This window comes from Paenirhizobium daejeonense, from assembly GCF_014280875.1.
GTDB lineage: Bacteria > Pseudomonadota > Alphaproteobacteria > Rhizobiales > Rhizobiaceae > Allorhizobium > Allorhizobium daejeonense.
This window is the reverse complement of sequence record NZ_JACLAL010000011.1, coordinates 1-18442: the sequence shown is the minus strand read 5'-3', so window position 1 is coordinate 18442 and position 18442 is coordinate 1. Positions and strand designations below refer to the sequence as shown.

General features: G+C 61.2%; 17 protein-coding genes. 8 read left to right on the top strand and 9 right to left on the bottom strand.

The annotated features are described in order from the left end of the window. Positions 1-1638: a glucosamine inositolphosphorylceramide transferase family protein gene (locus H4I99_RS21635; RefSeq protein WP_244625231.1), complete on the top strand. Its 1638-nt coding sequence runs from the start codon at positions 1-3 to the stop codon at positions 1636-1638. Positions 1639-1681: 43 nt separating this feature from the next. Here the strand turns inward: H4I99_RS21635 and H4I99_RS21630 are convergent, their stop codons facing one another. From H4I99_RS21630 to H4I99_RS21600, 7 genes are all read right to left on the bottom strand, one after another. Beyond that, entirely contained in the window at positions 1682-2404 is a 723-nt protein-coding gene (locus tag H4I99_RS21630; protein ID WP_244625230.1) for a 4'-phosphopantetheinyl transferase family protein, read from the bottom strand. A gap of 1 nt (position 2405) precedes the next feature. Beyond that, positions 2406-3596 carry a DegT/DnrJ/EryC1/StrS family aminotransferase gene (locus tag H4I99_RS21625; protein ID WP_163901393.1) on the bottom strand — a complete coding sequence of 397 codons (1191 nt, stop codon included), beginning with the start codon at positions 3594-3596 and terminating at the stop codon, positions 2406-2408. Positions 3597-4196: 600 nt separating this feature from the next. Then, positions 4197-5222 (bottom strand): Ldh family oxidoreductase, encoded by a 1026-nt coding sequence (locus tag H4I99_RS21620; protein ID WP_163901391.1) that lies wholly within the window; start codon positions 5220-5222, stop codon positions 4197-4199. 160 nt (positions 5223-5382) lie between these two features. Beyond that, the gene (locus tag H4I99_RS21615; protein WP_163901389.1) at positions 5383-6294 is read right to left on the bottom strand and encodes a dihydrodipicolinate synthase family protein; all 912 of its coding nucleotides are present in this window, start codon (positions 6292-6294) and stop codon (positions 5383-5385) included. 137 nt (positions 6295-6431) lie between these two features. After that, entirely contained in the window at positions 6432-7574 is a 1143-nt protein-coding gene (locus H4I99_RS21610; RefSeq protein ID WP_163901387.1) for a M24 family metallopeptidase, read from the bottom strand. A gap of 88 nt (positions 7575-7662) precedes the next feature. Further along, complete coding sequence (locus H4I99_RS21605; RefSeq protein ID WP_163901386.1) at positions 7663-8916, bottom strand: NAD(P)/FAD-dependent oxidoreductase; 1254 nt, start codon at positions 8914-8916, stop codon at positions 7663-7665. Positions 8917-8969: 53 nt separating this feature from the next. Next, positions 8970-9692, bottom strand: coding sequence for a GntR family transcriptional regulator (locus H4I99_RS21600; RefSeq protein WP_244625228.1), 723 nt, complete (start codon positions 9690-9692; stop codon positions 8970-8972). 390 nt (positions 9693-10082) lie between these two features. Between H4I99_RS21600 and H4I99_RS21595 the strand changes: the two genes are divergently transcribed. The 5 genes from H4I99_RS21595 to H4I99_RS21575 all read left to right on the top strand — a co-directional run bounded on the left by H4I99_RS21595 (position 10083) and on the right by H4I99_RS21575 (position 15386). Then, entirely contained in the window at positions 10083-10772 is a 690-nt protein-coding gene (locus tag H4I99_RS21595) for a response regulator (protein ID WP_163901384.1), read from the top strand. Between the two features lie 62 nt (positions 10773-10834). After that, positions 10835-12007, top strand: a complete 1173-nt coding sequence (locus H4I99_RS21590) for an FIST N-terminal domain-containing protein (RefSeq protein ID WP_163901382.1) — start codon at positions 10835-10837, stop codon at positions 12005-12007. Beyond that, positions 12004-14253: a hybrid sensor histidine kinase/response regulator gene (locus H4I99_RS21585; protein WP_163901380.1), complete on the top strand. Its 2250-nt coding sequence runs from the start codon at positions 12004-12006 to the stop codon at positions 14251-14253. Before H4I99_RS21590 ends, H4I99_RS21585 begins: the two co-directional genes overlap by 4 nt. A gap of 105 nt (positions 14254-14358) precedes the next feature. After that, positions 14359-15036, top strand: coding sequence for a hypothetical protein (locus tag H4I99_RS21580; protein ID WP_163901378.1), 678 nt, complete (start codon positions 14359-14361; stop codon positions 15034-15036). Continuing rightward, positions 15033-15386, top strand: coding sequence for a hypothetical protein (locus tag H4I99_RS21575; protein WP_163901376.1), 354 nt, complete (start codon positions 15033-15035; stop codon positions 15384-15386). Before H4I99_RS21580 ends, H4I99_RS21575 begins: the two co-directional genes overlap by 4 nt. 12 nt (positions 15387-15398) lie before the next feature. On the opposite strand, the gene H4I99_RS21570 is transcribed toward H4I99_RS21575, so the two are convergent. Further along, positions 15399-16208, bottom strand: coding sequence for a quinoprotein dehydrogenase-associated SoxYZ-like carrier (locus H4I99_RS21570; RefSeq protein ID WP_163901374.1), 810 nt, complete (start codon positions 16206-16208; stop codon positions 15399-15401). Positions 16209-16377: 169 nt separating this feature from the next. On the opposite strand from H4I99_RS21570, the gene H4I99_RS21565 reads away from it, so the two are divergent. Continuing rightward, the gene (locus H4I99_RS21565; protein WP_163901372.1) at positions 16378-17442 is read left to right on the top strand and encodes a quinoprotein relay system zinc metallohydrolase 2; all 1065 of its coding nucleotides are present in this window, start codon (positions 16378-16380) and stop codon (positions 17440-17442) included. A gap of 25 nt (positions 17443-17467) precedes the next feature. Here the strand turns inward: H4I99_RS21565 and H4I99_RS21560 are convergent, their stop codons facing one another. After that, the gene (locus H4I99_RS21560; RefSeq protein ID WP_163901370.1) at positions 17468-18061 is read right to left on the bottom strand and encodes a hypothetical protein; all 594 of its coding nucleotides are present in this window, start codon (positions 18059-18061) and stop codon (positions 17468-17470) included. Between the two features lie 164 nt (positions 18062-18225). Here H4I99_RS21560 and H4I99_RS21555 point away from each other — a divergent pair. After that, positions 18226-18442, top strand: a 217-nt coding sequence (locus H4I99_RS21555; RefSeq protein ID WP_186663389.1) for an alcohol dehydrogenase catalytic domain-containing protein, incomplete at its 3' end; no start/stop codon positions are given.

Here is an 18442-nt window from a genome sequence, read left to right as displayed (position 1 = left end):
ATGGCCGACAATCCCGCTATGCATCTCAATACTTCCTCGCCGCTTGCGGCCTTGCAGCCGCTGCGGATCGGCGTGGCGACCGACAGAACGGGCGGCTTCGAAAACTGGCAGTTGCGGGTGCTGGATCGCATTGCCGGCGACAACCGCTTTCGGCTGGATGTCTTCGTGCTGTGCCCGCAGCATCCGGCAGAGCACAAGCCGTCGCCGCTGTTCAGCCTCGCCTCATGGCTCGAACGGGTAACACTTGGTCGCCAGCCCGTGTTTGTGTCTCAGCATTTCGATCCCGAAGTCCAGCGTTTCGAATATATCGGTAACGGTGCCGGGCCGAGTGGGGTGGAACGCCTCGGCGCAAGTCTCAAGGGGGTCGATCTCGTTATTTGCCTTGCCGAGGACGGATTGCCGGATGAAGCTGTGCGCCTCTTGCCGTTCGGGGAGTGGCATCTCTCCTTCTCGGCGCAGAGTTCAGGAGACGTCGACTGGTCCGGCTATTCCAGCGTCATCGAGAAACAGCCATCTACGGGGCTGCACCTGCTCGTTCGGCGTGGAGACCCTGCCGATACGCTGTGCATCGCGGCTTGCGCCTTCAACACCAAGTTCAGCGCCGTGCGAAACGGGGATTTCGTCAAGGAGCGTGCCGTGACGCTGGTCATGCGGGAACTTGGGCGCATCGCCGATACGCGGAACCTTGGTGTTGCGCTGGGCAAAGCCGAGCCGGCGCGTCCGGAAACGGCGCCGTCCCACATCGATCTCCTGCGTTACGGCTATTCGCTGTCGAGCGAATTGCTTGGCAGGGCAGGCAAGGCGCTGATGTCGAAAATGGGCGGCGGGTCCGCTGTCTGGACGCTTTACACCGGTCGCGGCACGATCGACGATTTCGATCCGAGCCAGGCTGTCGAGATCGTGCCCGATAATGACGAGATCCGTGCGGATCCCTTCATTCTGGAGCATGAGGGAGAGTGCTATCTCTTCTACGAGGCCTATGCTCAAGGACAGCACAAGGCGCATATCGCGGTCAGCCGTTTCGTCGGCGAAAAACTGGAACGGCTGGGCGTGGCGCTCGAATGCGACCATCATCTTTCCTACCCGTTCATCTTCCGGCATGACGGCGATCTCTTCATGATGCCGGAAACCAATCAGGCGCGGCGGCTGGAGGTGTGGCGATGCGTCGAATTCCCGCTCAAATGGGAGCTTTATTCGACGGCGCTGGAAGGGCTGTCGCCCGCCGACAGTTCGCTGACATTTTATCAGGGCAAGTGGTGGCTCTTCACCAACCTCTCCGATTTCCACGCCTATGAGGATCATTGCAGCGAGTTGCATGTCTTCGAGGTGGATGGGCCGAAGCTCTCGCGCGTCGTGCCGCACAAGCGAAACCCGGTGGTCATCGACAGCACGATTGCCCGCAATGCCGGGCGCATGTTCGAGCGCAACGGAAGACTTTACCGGCCGTCACAGCGTAACGAACACGGCATCTACGGCTACGGACTCAACATCATGGAGATCGAGCAGCTGGATCTCGATACCTACAGGGAGCGCTGCATCCGCACCATCACCCCGGATTTCAAGCCGGGGCTGATGGGCTGCCATCACTTCGATGCAGCAGATGGGCGATACGTTATCGATGCCAGACTGACGCTGTAGGGCATTTGTTGCGGAGACAAGTTGTGTCGGTTTCGCTCAGAGGTCAGAACCTGTATCGCAGTTCTACAGGCGTGCCGACGGTCAATGCCGCGACCGCTCCGAAGAAACCTTCGGGGACATCGAGATCCAGCAGGCTCCAGTCATCGGGCGTACCAATGGTGTCGTCAAGGCGCTCCAGCTTCAATGCCGTATCGTTGCCGAGCGGAACGTCGAAAGCGTCGAGCGCCAGCGACAGACCCGCGCCATGGGCCTTCACGAAGGCTTCCTTGCGGGTCCAGCAGCGATAGAAGCCCGGAATATAGAGATGTTGCGGCATGGCGCGTAGCACTGCGCATTCCTTGGGCGAGAAGAAATGGCCCGCAACGTCTTCCTCCATCGGCCTCGCCTGCTCGATGTCGATGCCGAGCGGGAAGCGATCCGATATAGCCAGTACGGCGCGGTCGGCGCTGTGGCTGAGGTTGAAATGCAGGTCCGTGCGGCTGGCCGAGGTGAGATAAGGCTTGCCGAAGTCGTTATAGGCGAACGTCAGGCGTCGCGGTGCAATGCCGAGATAGTCCCCGAGGATGAGGCGAAGCTGCCCCCTGCCGGCGACGTAGCGCAAGGCGTCACGCTCCTTCACGAAACGGGCGGCGCGAATGGCTTCGTCTGTGGAGAGGAGAGTTGCAAGGCGAGCGATCTCGTCGTCGGGCAGGTCGAGCGACCAACTCCAGATGTCGACCAGCGCGGCGTCCGGTTCGGCTTCGGTTCGTGCCATCTGTACGGCCATCTCAGGAAATCCCCGGCGTTGGAACAAGGTTGCGTTCCGGTGCCGCGTTCTGGCGTGCCATCTTGCGGGCAAAATACTGCATAAGCGGCAGGGGGTAATTCTCCCCGAGGCCGATGCGGCAGGTGCGCTTCAGGATGTCGAGGGAACGGGGGCAGGCGTTCGGCGAATAGTCGATCTTTCTCTCCGCCCAGGCAAAGGGGTTCATCTTCGGATGAATGGCCCGCTGTTCCAATATCGGTTGCCAGAAGGTGTAGACGTGTCGGCTGGAATCGTGCAGGCGATAGACGCCGCGACTGTTGCGGGCCGCGAATGATTTCGCCTCTTCCTCGCTATCGAAGATGACGTGCAGGCCGGCTGCATTGGCCCGGTCGTTATGCGGGCCGACATGCAGTTCGCCGCCGTCTTCCAGTATCCGGGAGAGGGCGTCGTAGCGCCTGCGCATCCGCCGCACCATCGGGTCGAGCTTCTTGAGCTGGACATTGAGCATGGCGCCCTGAATCTGGCTCGCCTTCATGTTGATGCCGGGCAGGAGCGGCTCATTTGCGTTGTCGAGATGGCCGCGGAACACCGAGCCGATGTCGTGATACATGCGTGCGCGGGCGAAGAAGTGATCGTCATTGGTGACGATCGCGCCGCCTTCGCCGATACTGATGTTCTTGAACTGGTTGAAGCTGAAGGCGCCGATATCGCCTATGGTGCCGGCGCGCCTGCCCTTGTAGCTGAGGCCGACCGCCTGGCAGGCGTCCTCGATCACCAGCAGACCGTGTTCGCGGGCAATCCGCATGATGCTGTCCATGTCGCAGACCATGTTGGCCATGTGAACGGGGATGATGGCGCGGGTGTTGGGCGTGATCTTGCGCAGGATATCGGCAGGATCGATCGTCAGCGTCTGGTCGATTTCGACGAGGACGGGGACTGCGCCGACGGCAAGCGGTGCGGCGGCCGTGGCGATCCAGGTATAGGCAGGTACGAGAACCTCGTCGCCCGGGCCGATGCCGGCGGCAACAAGGGCCGCGATCAGCGCACCGGTTCCACTGCTGGTCGTCAGCACATGCTTGACGTCGAAGCTTTCGGAAAAGGCCGTTTCAAAGCGCGTGAGAGGGCCACCATCGCCGTTGCCGTAACGGGAGAGCCGGCCGGAAGCGATGACCGGTGCTATCGCCAACCATTCCCGTAAGCCAACACGTGACATGACCCCCTCCATCGACGCGCAGTTTTCCAATGTCCCCAGAGCCTAAGCGCTCTTTCCAGACGTTTCAAAACGGACATCCGGCTTAGGATCCTGTGGTCGCTTACGCCTCGGTTCCGACGGAATGGGTACGTTTGAAGCCACCGCTACCCACATTGGCCAAGTTCCAGAACAGGACCAATTTGCTACCAAATGAAGACGCCATGAGGGGGCAGGGAGTGGCAGGGTAGTATTACAGGAGGTCGGTGTGTCCTCGCGGCATGAGGCGGGCGTTGCGCTGGCCTTGCATTAGTGCAACCATATTCTGCGTCTCGAATTCTGCAGCCACTACCTGCATTTTCCCGCACAGGGCGGCAAGTGCGACCTCCTTGACGATGTGGATTTTCGGCAGCGATTCTGGCTGCCCGGCTCGGGATGGCCGTTCCCCCGCCAGAGTCTGGACGTGGCGTTCGAACGGGCCGCGGACTTGCTCAGTCTCGGGCCGAATTTGTATGATGGGAACCGGGAGGGACGGCGCTGGCCGACCTTAGGTTTTGAAATGGCGACGAAGGCGGCCCATCCAGCGATGCCGCCTTCTGACATTTATAACTCCGCCGGTCGTCGTCAGCCGAGCGACGCCAGTGTTTCCCGCAGTTCCGCGAGCAGCGATTTCTGGACGGGAACGCCGAGTTCCTTGTTGCGGGCGCGGGCCTCGTAACGGCGTTGCGACGGCAGCCGCGCGCCCTGGCCGGTAATGGCGTCGAACATCTTTTCCGCCCGCTGCATGTTTTCGGCCATCGCTCCGCCGAGGAACACCTTCGGATCGAGCGCGATGATCAGTTCGCCATGGCAGGGGGTGACACCTGCGCCGTCGTCGAAGGCCATGGATTCAGCGCTGGTCATGTCGGCGATCAGTGGGCCGGCCATCAGTTCGATCATGGCCGAGAGGGCGGATCCCTTGTGCCCGCCGAAGGTCAGCATGGCGCCCTTCAGGGCTTCCGTCGGGTCGGTGGTGTCGTTGCCTTCGCTATCGATGCCCCAGCCGAGCGGAATGGTTTTGCCGGCGCGGCGGTGCAGTTCGATCTCGCCGCGGGCTGCGGCACTGGTGGCAAAATCGAAGACGAATGGATTGGGACCGGAACGCGGCCAGCCGAAGGCGAGTGGATTGGTGCCGAATACCGGCTTCTTGCCGCCGGCCGGAGCCACCCAGCTATGGCTTGGCGTCATGACCAGCGACACCAGTCCGGCGGCGGCGATGTCCTCCACTTCCGGCCAGAGCGCGGAGAAGTGGTAGCAGTTGTTGATCGCCATGGCCGTGATGCCGAGCGTGTTTGCCTTCTCGACGAGATGCGGCAGGCCTTCCCGGAAAGCGAGCAGCGAATAGCCGTAGCGGGCATCGACCTTGACGACGCCGGGGGCGGAGGCATCCACCTCGGGCACGGCATTGAGGCTGACCTTGCCCTTGCGGGTGGTGGGAACGAAACCGAGCAGGCGCCAGAGACCATGGGAATAGCATTCGTCGCGCTGGGCAGTGACCACCGATCTGGCGATCGCTTCGGCATGGCCGGGGGACAGGCCGAGGCCGAGAAGAATCCCGGTCGCGAGCTTTGTTGCGTCTTCCACGGGGATGAATTCGATATCTGCGGACATTGCTGGTTCCTTGGGGCGCGGAGTGTTCGTGTCCGACCTAGCCGTGTTTCCTGTCGGAAGCAATGTGAACACCACGGTCATTTCAAAGTGTTGGGCCGCCAGCACCTGATGTGCGGCGGCCCGGATTTTCGGCGGTGCGAGATCAGTTCGCGTGAGTTTTTCAGGCGGCCTTTGCCGTCTTGGTCGGGCGGGTAGCCGCGGCCTTTTCAACCATTGCGGTGATCTCGGCGCGGCGGTCGCCCGTCAGGATCATGCGCGGCATGCGGACACGCTCGGAACCACGGCCCATGATCTGCTCGGCGAGCTTGATCGTCTGGACGAGGTCGTGCTCGGCATCGAGATGCAGAAGCGGCATGAACCAGCGATAGATGCGGCGTGCTTCTTCCCAGTCACCACGGTCGATAGCGGCAACGAGAGCAACGGATTCCTGTGGGAAGGCGCTGGTGAGGCCGGAAACCCAGCCCTTGGCGCCAAGCATCATGCCTTCGAGGGCCACGTCGTCGAGGCCGGCGAAGATGTCGAAGCGATCGCCGAAGGCGTTCAGGAGGTCGGTGAAGCGGCGGGTGTCGGGGGCGCTTTCCTTGACAGCCTTGATGTTCGGCACTTCTTCAAGCTGCTTCAGCACGTCGACGCCGATGTTGACGCGGTAGGCCGGCGGGTTGTTGTAGAGCATGATCGGCAGCGAGGTCGCTGCAGCGACAGTCTTGAAATGGGCGACCAGCTCGTCCGGCTTCGGCACATAGACCATGGCCGGCAGCAGCATCAGGCCGGTGGCGCCGATCTTTTCGGCATCCTGCGCGTAAGCAACAGCGCGGCGTGTGTCGAATTCCGAAACGCCGGTGATGACCGGCACGCGGCCGTTCACGACTTCGACGGCACCCTTCAGGATGGCGCGCTTCTCTTCCGGATCGAGCGAATTGTTTTCGCCGCAGGTGCCCATGACGATCAGGCCGTGCACGCCGTCATTGACGAGGGCGTCCTGCACGCGACGTGTACTCTCGAAATCGATCGAGAGGTCTTCGTTGAATTGAGTCGTTACGGCAGGAATGACGCCGCGCCAGCCAGTGGTCATTGGGAAGCTCCTTGGGTTTGTCTGATATATCAGTATACAATTTGTCGACAAAAGGCAATACGGCTAACCGCAAGTATTTTCGTGCCGGGAAAGATGCTGCCGTCCGTGGGGTCGGGCGGCAGCGGTATCGGCGGCGATCAGGCGAAGGGTTCACTCGGCCCCTTGGCCGGCGCGGTGAACCATTCGGGACCGGTGGCGGTCATGTGGATATGGTCCTCCAGGCGAATTCCGAACTTGCCGGGAAGTACGATCATCGGCTCGTTGGAGAAGCACATGCCTTCGGCGAGCGCCGTGCGATTGCCGCGCACGATGAAGGGCTCCTCGTGAATTTCAAGGCCGAGGCCGTGACCGGCGCGATGGGGCAGACCGGGCAGGCGGTAATCGGGGCCAAGGCCGTGGCGGGCGAGCACGGCGCGTGCCGCATCGTCGAGGCTTTCGCAGGGCGCTCCGATCTTCGCGGCGTCAAATACTGCCTGCTGTGCCTCGCGTTCCATCGCCCAGATGCGGGTGAATTCCTCGGTCGGCTCATCGAGCATGTAGGTGCGGGTGAGGTCGGAATGATAGCCGTCGATGCGGCAGCCGGTGTCGACCAGAACGACGTCGCCCGATTTCAGGATCTGATCGCCATCCGCGCCGTGCGGCAGGGAGGTCGCCTCGCCGAAGGAGACGATGCAGAAGCTGGAGCCGCCCTCGGCGCCGCGTGCCCTGTGTTCGTCATCGATAAAGCGGACGACTTCGGAAGCGCGAATGCCCGGTTTCAGGATGCTGTGGGCGCGTTTGTGCACGTCGAGCGTGAGGTTCATCACATACTGGATGATGGCGATTTCGGCAGGAGATTTCCGTAGGCGCTGGCCACGGATGATCGGACCGCCATCGACCAGCCGGTCTGCGCCAAGTTCGCGTGCCAGCGCGTGGTAGACGAAGAGCGCGACGGCATCGTCGACGGCGAGGCTCTTGCCGGTGCCGAGAAGCGAGGCGACGAGTGCGGCGCTGCTTTCTTCTTCCTGCCAGACACAGATTTCACCCGGCAGATGCGGCAGGCTTTCGACCCGGCTCTGCTCGAAGCCTGGCACGATGTAATAAAGCGCCGTCGGCGTTACCAGCGCGCCGAGAAGACGCTCGCTCGCATGCCAGACAAGGCCGGTGAAATAGCGCAGGCTCTCCGTCGGCCCGAGCAGTACGCCGCCCAGGCCGGCCTTTTCGATGGTTGAGCGCAGTCGGGAGAGCCTTGCCCGTCTTTCTTCGTCGGAAATACGCGGCGCTGGGGTGCTCGGCGTCATCTTGTGTTCCTTTTTATATCATGGTCGTGTCGGGGTCGTGGCACCCCGGCCAGTCAGGCCGTGCGGCGAAGTGCCAAGCAGCCGGGTGTCAGTTGAAGCGGTCCGGGCGGAACGGAGCGAGCGACATACCCGTGGCGCGGCCCGCGACGAGATCGGAAACCAGCTTTCCGGTGGCGGCCGATTGCGTCAGTCCCAGATGTCCGTGGCCGAAGGCATAGACGACCGAACGGCTTGCCTTCGAATAACCGATAACCGGCAGGCAATCGGGCAGCGACGGGCGGAAGCCCATCCATTCAGTTCCGCCGCGGGTATCCAGTTCGGGCAGGAAACGCCCTGCCTTTGCCAACAGGCTCTTCGACCGGTTGTAGTTGGGGGGGAGATCGAGGCCCCCGAGCTCGACAGCGCCGCCGACCCGGATGCCGTGCGAAAGCGGTGTCACGACGAAGGCGTGATCGTTGAAATAAAGTTGTCGCTTCAGATTGAAGGACTGGCTCGGCAGCGTGGTATTATAGCCCCGCTCCGTGTCCAGCGGTACGCGATCGCCAAGTCGGGCGGTCAGCTTCTTCGACCACGCGCCGCCGGCCAGCACCACAGTTCCGGCTTCAATGGTTTCGCCGTTGGCGAGCGTGATGGTTGCGCTGTCGCCGGTCGCGGCAATGTCGGTAACATCGGCGATCCGAAGGGCGGCGCCGGCAGCCTCTGCCTGCGCACATACCGCCCGGGTGAATTCCTTCGGGTCGTTGATCTGCACGCCGGATACCGAATACATCGCATGCTGGAACTGGGGCGCGAGGCCCGGCTGCAATTCCTCGATTTCCTTGCGGTTCACGCGCCGGAACTCGAAGCCGGCTTTCTCCTTCTCGCGCCAGTCATGGGCCGCCGCGTCGAAGCTTTCCTCGCTGTCATAAAGGTCCAGCGTACCGGTATTGTCGAAAAAGGGGGCAAGCTCCGGAATGGCGCGGATGCGGGCCATTTCGACGGCGGCAAGCTCCATCATTGCGGCTTGTGTCACGATGCCCTGTTCGAAGACCTTGCGTGAGCTGGCACGCCAGAAATGCCAGAGCCAGGGTGCAATCTTCAGCGCATAGGCCGGCCGGATGCTGAGCGGGCCGAGCGGGTCGAGGAGCCATTTCGGCGCCTTGAACATCACGCCGGGAGACGGGATTGGGATGATTTCCGGGAAAGCCAGAATGCCGGCGTTTCCGGCGCTTGCGCCGGCGGCAGGCCCGGTGCGGTCGAGAATCACGACGTTGCGGCCCTGTTGTTGGAGATGAAGGGCCGACATGGCACCAACAATTCCGGCGCCGATGACGACGACATCGGCTTTCGTTTGAACAGGCATCGGAGAATTCTCTTGCGGTTGGATTGATCTGGTTTCGGATAGGGTGAAATGTCTCAGAGATTACCGATCGACACGGCGTGGTTCATGTCGCGTGCGATGTATTCCTGGATCTGGCGCACGATCTGTTCCGCATGGGCAATGGCGAGACGGTCGGAGCGCTCGACGTCTCCCGCTTCGATTGCGGCGATCATGTCTTCATGCTCCTGCACATATTGGAGCGGCAGGCGGTCATCGAAGGTCGAGTAATAGAGCCGGAGAATGCGTCGGCCTTCATCCAGAAGACGGGCAAAGAAGGTGGTGTAGTAGGGATTGCCGCCCAGTTCGGCGATGGCGACGTGGAATTCGCGGTTCGCTTCGATCATCGCATAGGCATCCCGCGCCTTCACCGCCGCTTCGAACTCGTTCTGGTGCTTGCGGATGGTGCCCATGATCGTCGGGTTCTTGCGTGTGGCGGCGGCGCGAGTGGTGACGCGATACATCAGCGTCAGCGCATCGAAATAGGTTGGCAGAGTGGCGAAATCGATAGTCGCAACGATGGTGTTACGGTTCGGTAGCGTGGTGACGAGCCCGTCGGAAGACAGGCGGAGCAGGGCTTCGCGGATCGGCGTGCGCGACATGCCGAAGCGATCCGAGAGCCGAACCTCGTCGAGGGGGCTGCCAGGCGGCAGGGTCATCGCCAGAATTTCCTGGCGTAGCGTGGCATAGACGGTCTGGGTACCGGAGCCACGGGAGCGGGGCGTCTCGATCATTTCGTCCGAGGTCGTAGGTGCGGGCATCGTGACAGCCGGTTCCGTTGTAATCTGATATTTGTAGACATACTGTCGACACTGGTTCCGCGCAAGCCGTTTCTGAGCCTGCGACCTTGTGGTCAACACATGCTGCTTCACGGGTTTGGGAATAACAGTCACGAAACCGTGCGGGATGGCGCACGCATTGGCGTGACGTCTCCCTAAATATAAGTAATTTTGAAAATTTGCCTCAATTGAACCCACCATTTGCCCGGGAATTCGGCAATTGCATGCATCGCAAATCTATGTAACAAAATACGCGTGGTTGTGCTGGGGAGAGCCGGCCACATTTGGGAGCAGAAATATATCCAATGAATATGCGGAGCGGAGTGGAGACGCTTCGTTGTCCAAACAAGGAATATTTTTGGGAGGAAAGCCATGTCGCGGGCAGAACTGTCCGTACCGTCGCTTTCGATCAAGTCGGCGCTGGTGATCGATGATCACCCGCTTTATTGCGATGCTCTTGCGACGACGATGGAGAGCATTTTCAATACCCGTCGGGTTCGAACAGCGACCACGCTAGGCGAGGCACTGCATCAAATACGCATGCGGTTTTCGCCGGATCTCGTCATTCTGGATCTCAACTTGCCCGATGCGTCGGGCCTGAGCGGTTTCCTGAAGATAAAGGAAAAGATGCCGGATGTTCCGGTGATCGTCATTTCGGCGATCACGACGGAAGGCGTCGTGCAATCCGTGATTGCCGCTGGCGCGGCGGGGTTCATACCGAAAGAAACCGGGCGGCAGGTGTTCCAGGAGGCCATGACGGACATCTGGAACGGCAAGACCTATGTGCCGCCGGGCTATGCCATGCCGTCCCGTCCGAAGGAAGGTGATCGTTCCGTCGAGACGATCTCGCGCAAGATCGCCCATCTCTCGCAACAACAGACACGCATTCTCAGCCTGATTTGCGAGGGCATGCCAAACAAGCTGATCGCTTACGAGATGCAACTCGCGGAAGCGACCGTCAAAGCGCATATCACCGCGCTCTTGCGGCGGCTTGGCGTGCACAACCGCACGCAGGCGGCGATGCTGGTGAGGGAGGTTTCCATCCGCCATAACCTTCAATAGGAGGCCATGGCGGCGGCAAACCACCTCGCCCGTGGGGACAGCCAGCGGAGGATGGCAGGCGAGTGACTGCGTTACGGGAGGCTCTTGATAACAGGCCCGCGAAAGCGGTGCGTATTGCCGTGTCGCATGCCGGCGATACCACGGAGGCTGTCCTTGACATCCGCCGCCAGTTGTCATCGGCGCGGCCGAGCTTTGTCCTGCTGTTCCTGCCTTGTCGACTGGCGACGGACGCGTTGCCAGCCGCACTTGCCGATATCATGCCAGAGACTGTGGTGTTCGGTTGCACGACCGCTGGCCAGATAACCCCGCGCGGATATGACAGCGATGCACTGATCGCCATTGCATTCGAGCGCAGTCATTTCCGCGTGGCATCAGCCTTGTTTTCCCCTATTTCGCCGCTGTCCATCGCCGATGTGGTGTCACAGGCCGAGCGGCTTTCCGCCCAGTTCGGTATCACGCCGGGACGTCATCGTCTGGCGCTGATCTTTGCGGACGGTCTGTCGAAACAGGAGGATATCCTCGTCGCCACGCTGGAGGCGGGGCTTGTTGATATCCCGGTCTTCGGCGGTTCGGCCGGCGACGGGCTGCGTTTCCAAGAGACAAAGGTTCTGCGCGACGGCCAGTTTCACAGCAATGCGGCGCTTCTGCTGTTGCTGGAAACGGACCTCGATTTCCGTGGCCTCGGTTTCGATCACTTCCAGCCGACGGAAAGCCGCATGGTCGTGACCCGCGCGGTTCCGGAGGAGCGGCTGGTTCTGGAGATCAACGGTTCCCCGGCGGCTGAGGAATATGCGCGGCTTGTCGGCGTTTCTGTCAAGGAGCTTTCTCCCGCCATTTTCGCGGAAAACCCGGTACTGGTGCGCAATCGCGACCTCTATCATGTCCGCGCCATCCAGCAGATCTACGGCGAAAATGGTCTGACCTTCCTGTCGGCGATCGACGACGGGCTGCTCCTGACGCTGGGGCGGGGCAAGGAAATCATCCGCACCCTCGACAGCGGACTGACGGTGACCGACGACCAGGGCGCCGAGCCCGATTTCATCCTCGGTTTCGACTGTTATCTCAGGAAGCTGGAGATCGAACGCAAGGGATTGGCCGACGAAGCATCGGAACGGTTTCGACAGCACCGGGTGGTCGGCTTCAGCACCTATGGCGAGCAGCATCTCGGCGTGCATGTGAACCAGACCTTCGTCGGCGTCGCCTTCTTCAGGCCGAGAAGGGGGGCGGTGCCGTGATCGATCCGAGCGATCCTCCCGCAGTCCAGATCGCCAAGCAGGCGCGGATCATCGAGGCGCTGATCAACCGCGCCGAGCGTGGTCATGAGGTGGGCGGCACGGCCTATTCCCTGTTCCAGTCGGCCATCACGCTGCAGGCCAAGGTGTGGGAGAAGACCAAGGATCTGGAAAAGGCGCTGGATACGCTGGGCCGGGCGTCGAGCGAGCTGGAAATCGCCTACCAGACCCAGGAGCGAATGCAGCGCAACCTTGCCGATGCCATGGTCGCCATGGAGGGGGGCTTTGCCCTCTTTTCAGAGGACCGGCTGCAGGTCTGCAACACACAGTTTCGGCGGCTTCTACCCGATGTGGAACCCCTGATAAAGCCCGGCCTTGCCTTCGACGATTATCTCCGGGCGGTCGAAGCCAGCAGATCGCTATCAGGCGAGGAAGATGTCGGAGTGAAGGCCGTGCGACCGTCGGCGGCGAGCGGTTTGACAGAGGCGTCGGGCAACGGCTTTTCCTCTTTCGTCATCGCCTTGCGCAATGACCGCTGGTTCCAGATTTCCTGCCGCCAGACTTCATCCGGCAACATAGCCGTCCTGCAGACGGAGATTACCGATCTGGTGCGGGAGAACAGGCGGGAGAAGGACCGCCTGATCGACCAGCAGGCCCATCTGCTGCAGGCCGCTTTCGACCACATGTCGCTTGGAGTTTGTACTTTCTCCTCGTATGGCGAACTCCTCGTGCATAACGAACGTTTCAGCGCGCTGCTTGGCCTGCCTTTGCCCCTTTTGAAGAAGGGCACATCGTTTCAGCGGATTCTCGAACATATCGAGCGCCATGAGACCGTTGACCGAAAATCACGTCGGCCCGAACTGGCGCGCTGGTTCAAGGCGTTGCGACGGGGAGAGACAGTGCAGCAGCATTTTCGCCGACGCGACGGAATGCGGCTCGACATGCGGCTGCACAGCCTGCCGGACGATGGTTTCATCGTCTCCCTGATGGACGTAACGGCGGAAACGGAGGCTGCGGCCCTGCTCGAGCGGCGGGTCACGGAGCGCACGGCCGAGCTGACCGAGGCGAACCGGCAATTGCAGGTGCATGCCGCGGAGCAGACGAAGATCGAGGGAGCCCTGCGGCTTGCCAAGGAAGCGGCAGAGGCCGCGCACGTGTCCAAGACGCGGTTCCTGGCGGCGGCCAGCCATGATCTCCTGCAGCCGATAAATGCCGCCAAGCTCTATCTCTCGACCCTGACGGAGAAGGTTGAGGAAGGGGATGCGAGGGAGGTCGTCAATCGTCTCAATCGCTCCTTCACCTCGATCGAAACCCTGCTGCAGGCGCTGCTCGATATTTCCCGGCTGGACAGTTCCGGCGCCGAGTTCAACATCACCTCCTTCTCCATGGGGAACATGCTGCAGGGGCTGAGCGAGGATCTCGCTCCGCTTGCCGCGGAAAAGGGGATCGAGCTCCGCATTGTTCCATCGAGCCGCTGGGTGACGAGCGATCAGCGCTATCTGATGCGCTCGGTGCAGAATCTCGTGGTCAACGCGATCCAGTATACCGAGCGCGGCAGGGTGCTGGTCGGCTGCCGGCTTGCGGGTACGCGCCTGCGCATCGAGGTATGGGACACCGGGATCGGCATATCGGAAACGGACCAGGCGCGGGTGTTCAAGGAATTCACCCGTGGCGGGGGAGGCAAGGGTACCGGCATGGGTCTCGGACTTTCGATCGTGGAGAGGGCCTGCCGTCATCTCGATCATCCGGTCCGGCTGGTGTCGCGTCCGGGAGTGGGCTCCATGTTCTCGATCGAAGTGCCTCTTGCAGCGCCCGGCCATGTCACAGTCTATGAAAACCCGGTGGTGGAAGCTGCTCCCACGGGGGATCTGGACCTGATCGTCATGGTGGTGGAAAACGATGCGGACGAACTGCATGCGATGACGCAGAAGCTCGAGGGCTGGGGCGCGAGCGTGCTTGCGGCCGGCTCGACGCTCGAAGCGATCTCCCTGATGCAGGACATCGGGACACCGCCTGACATCGTACTTGCCGACTACCAGCTCGATGAGGACGACAATGGCATCGAGACGATCCGAACGCTCAGAGCGCTTGCCGGTTGTGAGATCCCGGCCATCATCATTTCCGCCAACCGGCATCGCGATTTTCAGTCGCAGGCGGATGAGATGTCCTTCGCCGTGCTGAACAAACCGGTTCAGCTTGTGCGGCTGAGGGCGCTGATCGACTGGAAAACGCGGGCGCGGGTGGCGTGACCGCGATCAGGGGGTTACATCCATATGGCTCCCAATACCGACCAATGTCTGCGGTGACGGGGCAAGCGCGGCGGCATTAGGCTCTTCAAAAAAGGGAGGCTTGCAATGCGTCTTTTCGTGCTTCTTCTCGCGATGCTCGGCTCTGCCGCGACAGCATCGGCGGCCGGAACCTACGATCTTCTCTTTCACAAGGGCGGGCTTTCCGGCCTTCACGTTCCGGCTCCTGTGAGTGCCGGAAAAGAGCCGCCGGATGCCCTACTTTACGATCGGGTGCTTTTGTCGGGAAAGAAGGGCGAGGCCCCCGATAACGACAATATCGGCCTGCAACTCTCTGCCGACGACAATGTCGCGCTGATCCTGCGGCAAGGTCCCCGGATGCGGTCGCTCGGCAATTTCCCGGCTTCGGTGGGCAATCCGCTCATCATGTATTTCCTCGAAAGCACATTGTCGGATGTCGCCGCGCAGTCCGGCGGAAGCCCTTATTACATCCGTAACCGCATCAAGGAGGCCTTGATGAAGGATGCGGAGGTCGTGCCGGTTTCCGTGCATCTCGGGGATCGCGACATCGCCGCACAGAAGGTAACGCTGCGTCCGCTCGAAAAGGACAAGGCGCGGAGCAAGATGGGACGTTTTGCCGAGCTGGCGCTCTCCATCACGGTTTCGGAACAGGTGCCCGGCTGGCTCTATTCGCTGGAGGCAAACGTTCCAGAGGGGCAGGGGCCGGAGGATGCAGGTTATCGCAACGTGATCACGCTGACGGACAAGGGCGAGGCCCGGCCATGAAGTGGTTGGCCGCCTGCCTTCTCCTGGTGTCGGCTTTCGGTGTGCCTGCGGTGGGGCAAAGCCTGCCCGAGCGGCTGAACGATTATCCGACGGAGGCGCGCGCCGATTACGTCTTCGGCTGCATGGCCGCCAACGGCGAGAACCGGAACGTCCTCAGACAATGCGCTTGCTCGATCGATGTGATCGCTTCCATCCTGCCCTACGAGAAATATGTCGAGGCCGAGACCGTTCTGACATTGCAACAGGGTGCCGGCGAGCAGCTTTCGATGTTCAAAAGCGCCGTCGTTCCGCGCGGGATGGTCACGGAGCTGAGGCGAGCTCAGGCCGAGGCGGAGATGCGTTGCTTCTAGCTCAGTTGCCGATCAGGCCGGTGGACGCTTCGGCAGAACTCTGTCGAAAACGTTGCCCTCTGTATCGACTGCATGAACGGTAAGTTCTGGCGAACCGTTGTCGATATAGGTAAAACGGAAAGTCGGGTTTTCGCTGATCGATATTCCGCCCTGCAGGGCAAACAACAGTTCCTTGCCCTGCCTCACTTCCAGTTCGGTGATGAAATGGGCGCCGATAAAGAGTTGGGTGATCTGGTCTCGCTGAAGGCCCGAATAATTCGGATGTCGGATCATGATCTGGGCTTCCCGCGGAACCGCCGGGGCGGCGTCCGCCGAATCGAAGCTTCTCAGCCGCATTTCGCCAATACCCTTCAGTGCTGCGGCCGGATCCTTGGTTGCCGGGGCCGAGCAGCCGCCGGAAGCCTTGACGAAGCGGCCGGTCATATAGCTGGCGTTCGGGGTCGTGGCTATCACCCTGATGTTGGAATACTGGTTCACGCGAACCCGCGTTTCGAATTTCAACGGCATCATCGAGGGGCCGAAACGGATTTCGGCGGCGACCGGGGACGGGTTTTCATCGATGACCAGCTTGATCGATGAAATGGGAACATCCTTCACACCCGTCTGTTCGATAGTGATCGGCACGGTTGCCGCATCATCGGCGCGATAGGGGGCTAGGAGCGTCAGCAGGCTTGCGCCGTCGAGGAGCGGAGTGTCGCCCACGATGTCACCGAGGATGTCATTCCAGGTGGCGCTTTCGACGATCGGATTGACAGGCGGATCATCAGCTAGTGCGATGCCGGCCGAGAGCAGAAGCGAGAGAGCTGCAAGTGCTTGTCTCATGGGTGCGATGTCCCCCTCAATGTTGGTGACGCAATACCCGGGCACTCATGCGGGGCATCATATGCCATGTCGGATGCCTGAAAAACCGAGCCTTTCGGATGTGTTGTGAGGCTGTCGGCATGGACGCAGGCTTCGTGGGAAATGTCTTTCACCAACGCGGGATTGGCTGATGTTCGAGGCTTTTGTTTCCCTGTGTCTGATGTCCGCCGTGGAGGCGACAGGCGTGGCCTCCGCCGGACAACTGTGCCGTATGGCCTTGCTGCCGGGGCATGCGGCGGAGAGAAAGGTAGAGTGCGAGGAAGGGCTGAAGCATCGGCCCGCGTCATGGCTTTCCGGTTTCTCGCTGACCGAACCCTTTTGCGCGCCACGTCCCAAGTCAAAACTGCAATTCACAGAAGTGGCACCGGGCCTGTTTGTCCATCGCGGAGTGGTTGCGGAGCCTGATGGGCGTAATGCCGGCGACGTTTCCAACATCGTGTTTATCGTGGGAAGGCAAGGTGTGGCGGTCATCGACGCTGGAGGTTCCCGACAGGTGGGGGAGGATGTCTATCTCGCAGTTCGCGAACGGACACCTTTGCCGATATCCCATCTGATCCTGACCCATGTACATCCCGACCACGTCTTTGGTGCCGAGCCATTGCGCGAAGCCGGGGCGGTGATCATCGGGCAGCAAAACTTGCCTCGAGCGCTGGCCGAGCGCGCTGATAGCTACCGGACCAGCTTTATGAGGCTGATCGGATATCCCCCTTTTCTCGGAAGCCATATCATTGCACCGGACCGGGTGGTGTCCGACATCGAGACGATCGACCTCGGCGACCGCGTTATCGAACTCGAGGCTTGGCCGACAGCCCATACTTCAAGTGATCTCACGGTTTTCGACCGTCAAACCGCCACGCTGGTCGCCGGAGACCTGCTGTTCGACGAGCATGCCCCGGCACTTGATGGTTCGCTCAAGGGCTGGCGCTCCGTGCTGGGCGAACTTACCCGGATCAAGGCCGTCCGTGCCGTGCCGGGGCATGGCGGTCCAGTGCTGGACTGGCCGACCGGCGCTGAAGCATTGGCGCATTATCTGGAGGTGCTTGAGGAGGATACGCGCGCCGCTGTTCATTCCGGCGTGCCTCTCGGGGAAGCATCCCACAGCATAGGCAAAAGCGAAGCGCGAAAGTGGGCGCTGTTCGATCTTTACAATCCTCGCAATGCGACTGCTGCCTATACCGAACTCGAATGGGAATAGGGCGCCGCTTCTTAAGCGGCACGTGTCAGTGCGGGACCTGCTTCAACAGGAGTTGGGCGATGGCGTAGGCACGTTTTTCTATGATGACGGGTGTTTCGCAGACATGGGTCAACGCCTGTGACCGATCCTTGTAGATGCGTTCGTCCCAGTCGATCTGTTCCTCCAGCTTGTCGATGCGATCGAAGTCCTGGTTGTTCTCTGCAGTCAGCTTCGCCATTTCGGTCCGGCTGTTGTCGATCTTCTTTGATAGTGCGATCTGGTTGCGGGAATAGCGTGCGATGCCGGTGATCAGGCGGTGGCGGTCGTCCGCGAGCTTGTCGAAGGCATCGTAGAAGATGTTGCCGAGCAATTGCGCATCGGCGGTCGGGGTCTTGTCCATGAAGGCTCGGACTTGCGTCTCAGCCTCTTCCAGGCTCACCCGGCGCAGAGCCAGCATGGAGGCGAGATCGGCGGCTTCCGGAGGCAGGGCCGATCTGGTCACGGGATTCGGCCACATCAGCCCCGGCGACAGGTTTTCGACCTTGCGCTGGATGCATGGCCAGTCCGGATCTGAAAAATCCGCCGCTCCGGCGATAGCCGGCACGAGCGCCAGAAACAGCGCGAGGCGTGCGATCTTCATGACGATGTCCTCCCTGACGAAGGTCAGTATAGGACTACCAACGGCGATGCCAAAAGGGCTGATACACACACTAAGGTCGCAATTGTCACTTCGCTTGGCGCGTTTGTAATCTGCACCCAAGGCCGGAGAAGGTCGGCATCATACAAGCATTCGGGAGGCAATCCATGCGCACACGCGCTGCTCTGGCTGTTCAGGCCGGAAAACCCTTGGTCGTGACTGAAGTGGAGCTCGAAGGCCCTCGTGCCGGGGAGGTTTTGATCGAGGTGAAGGCGACGGGGATCTGCCATACCGACGATTTCACGCTGTCGGGCGCGGATCCGGAAGGCCTGTTCCCGGCGATCCTCGGCCATGAAGGTGCGGGCATCGTCGTGGACGTCGGAC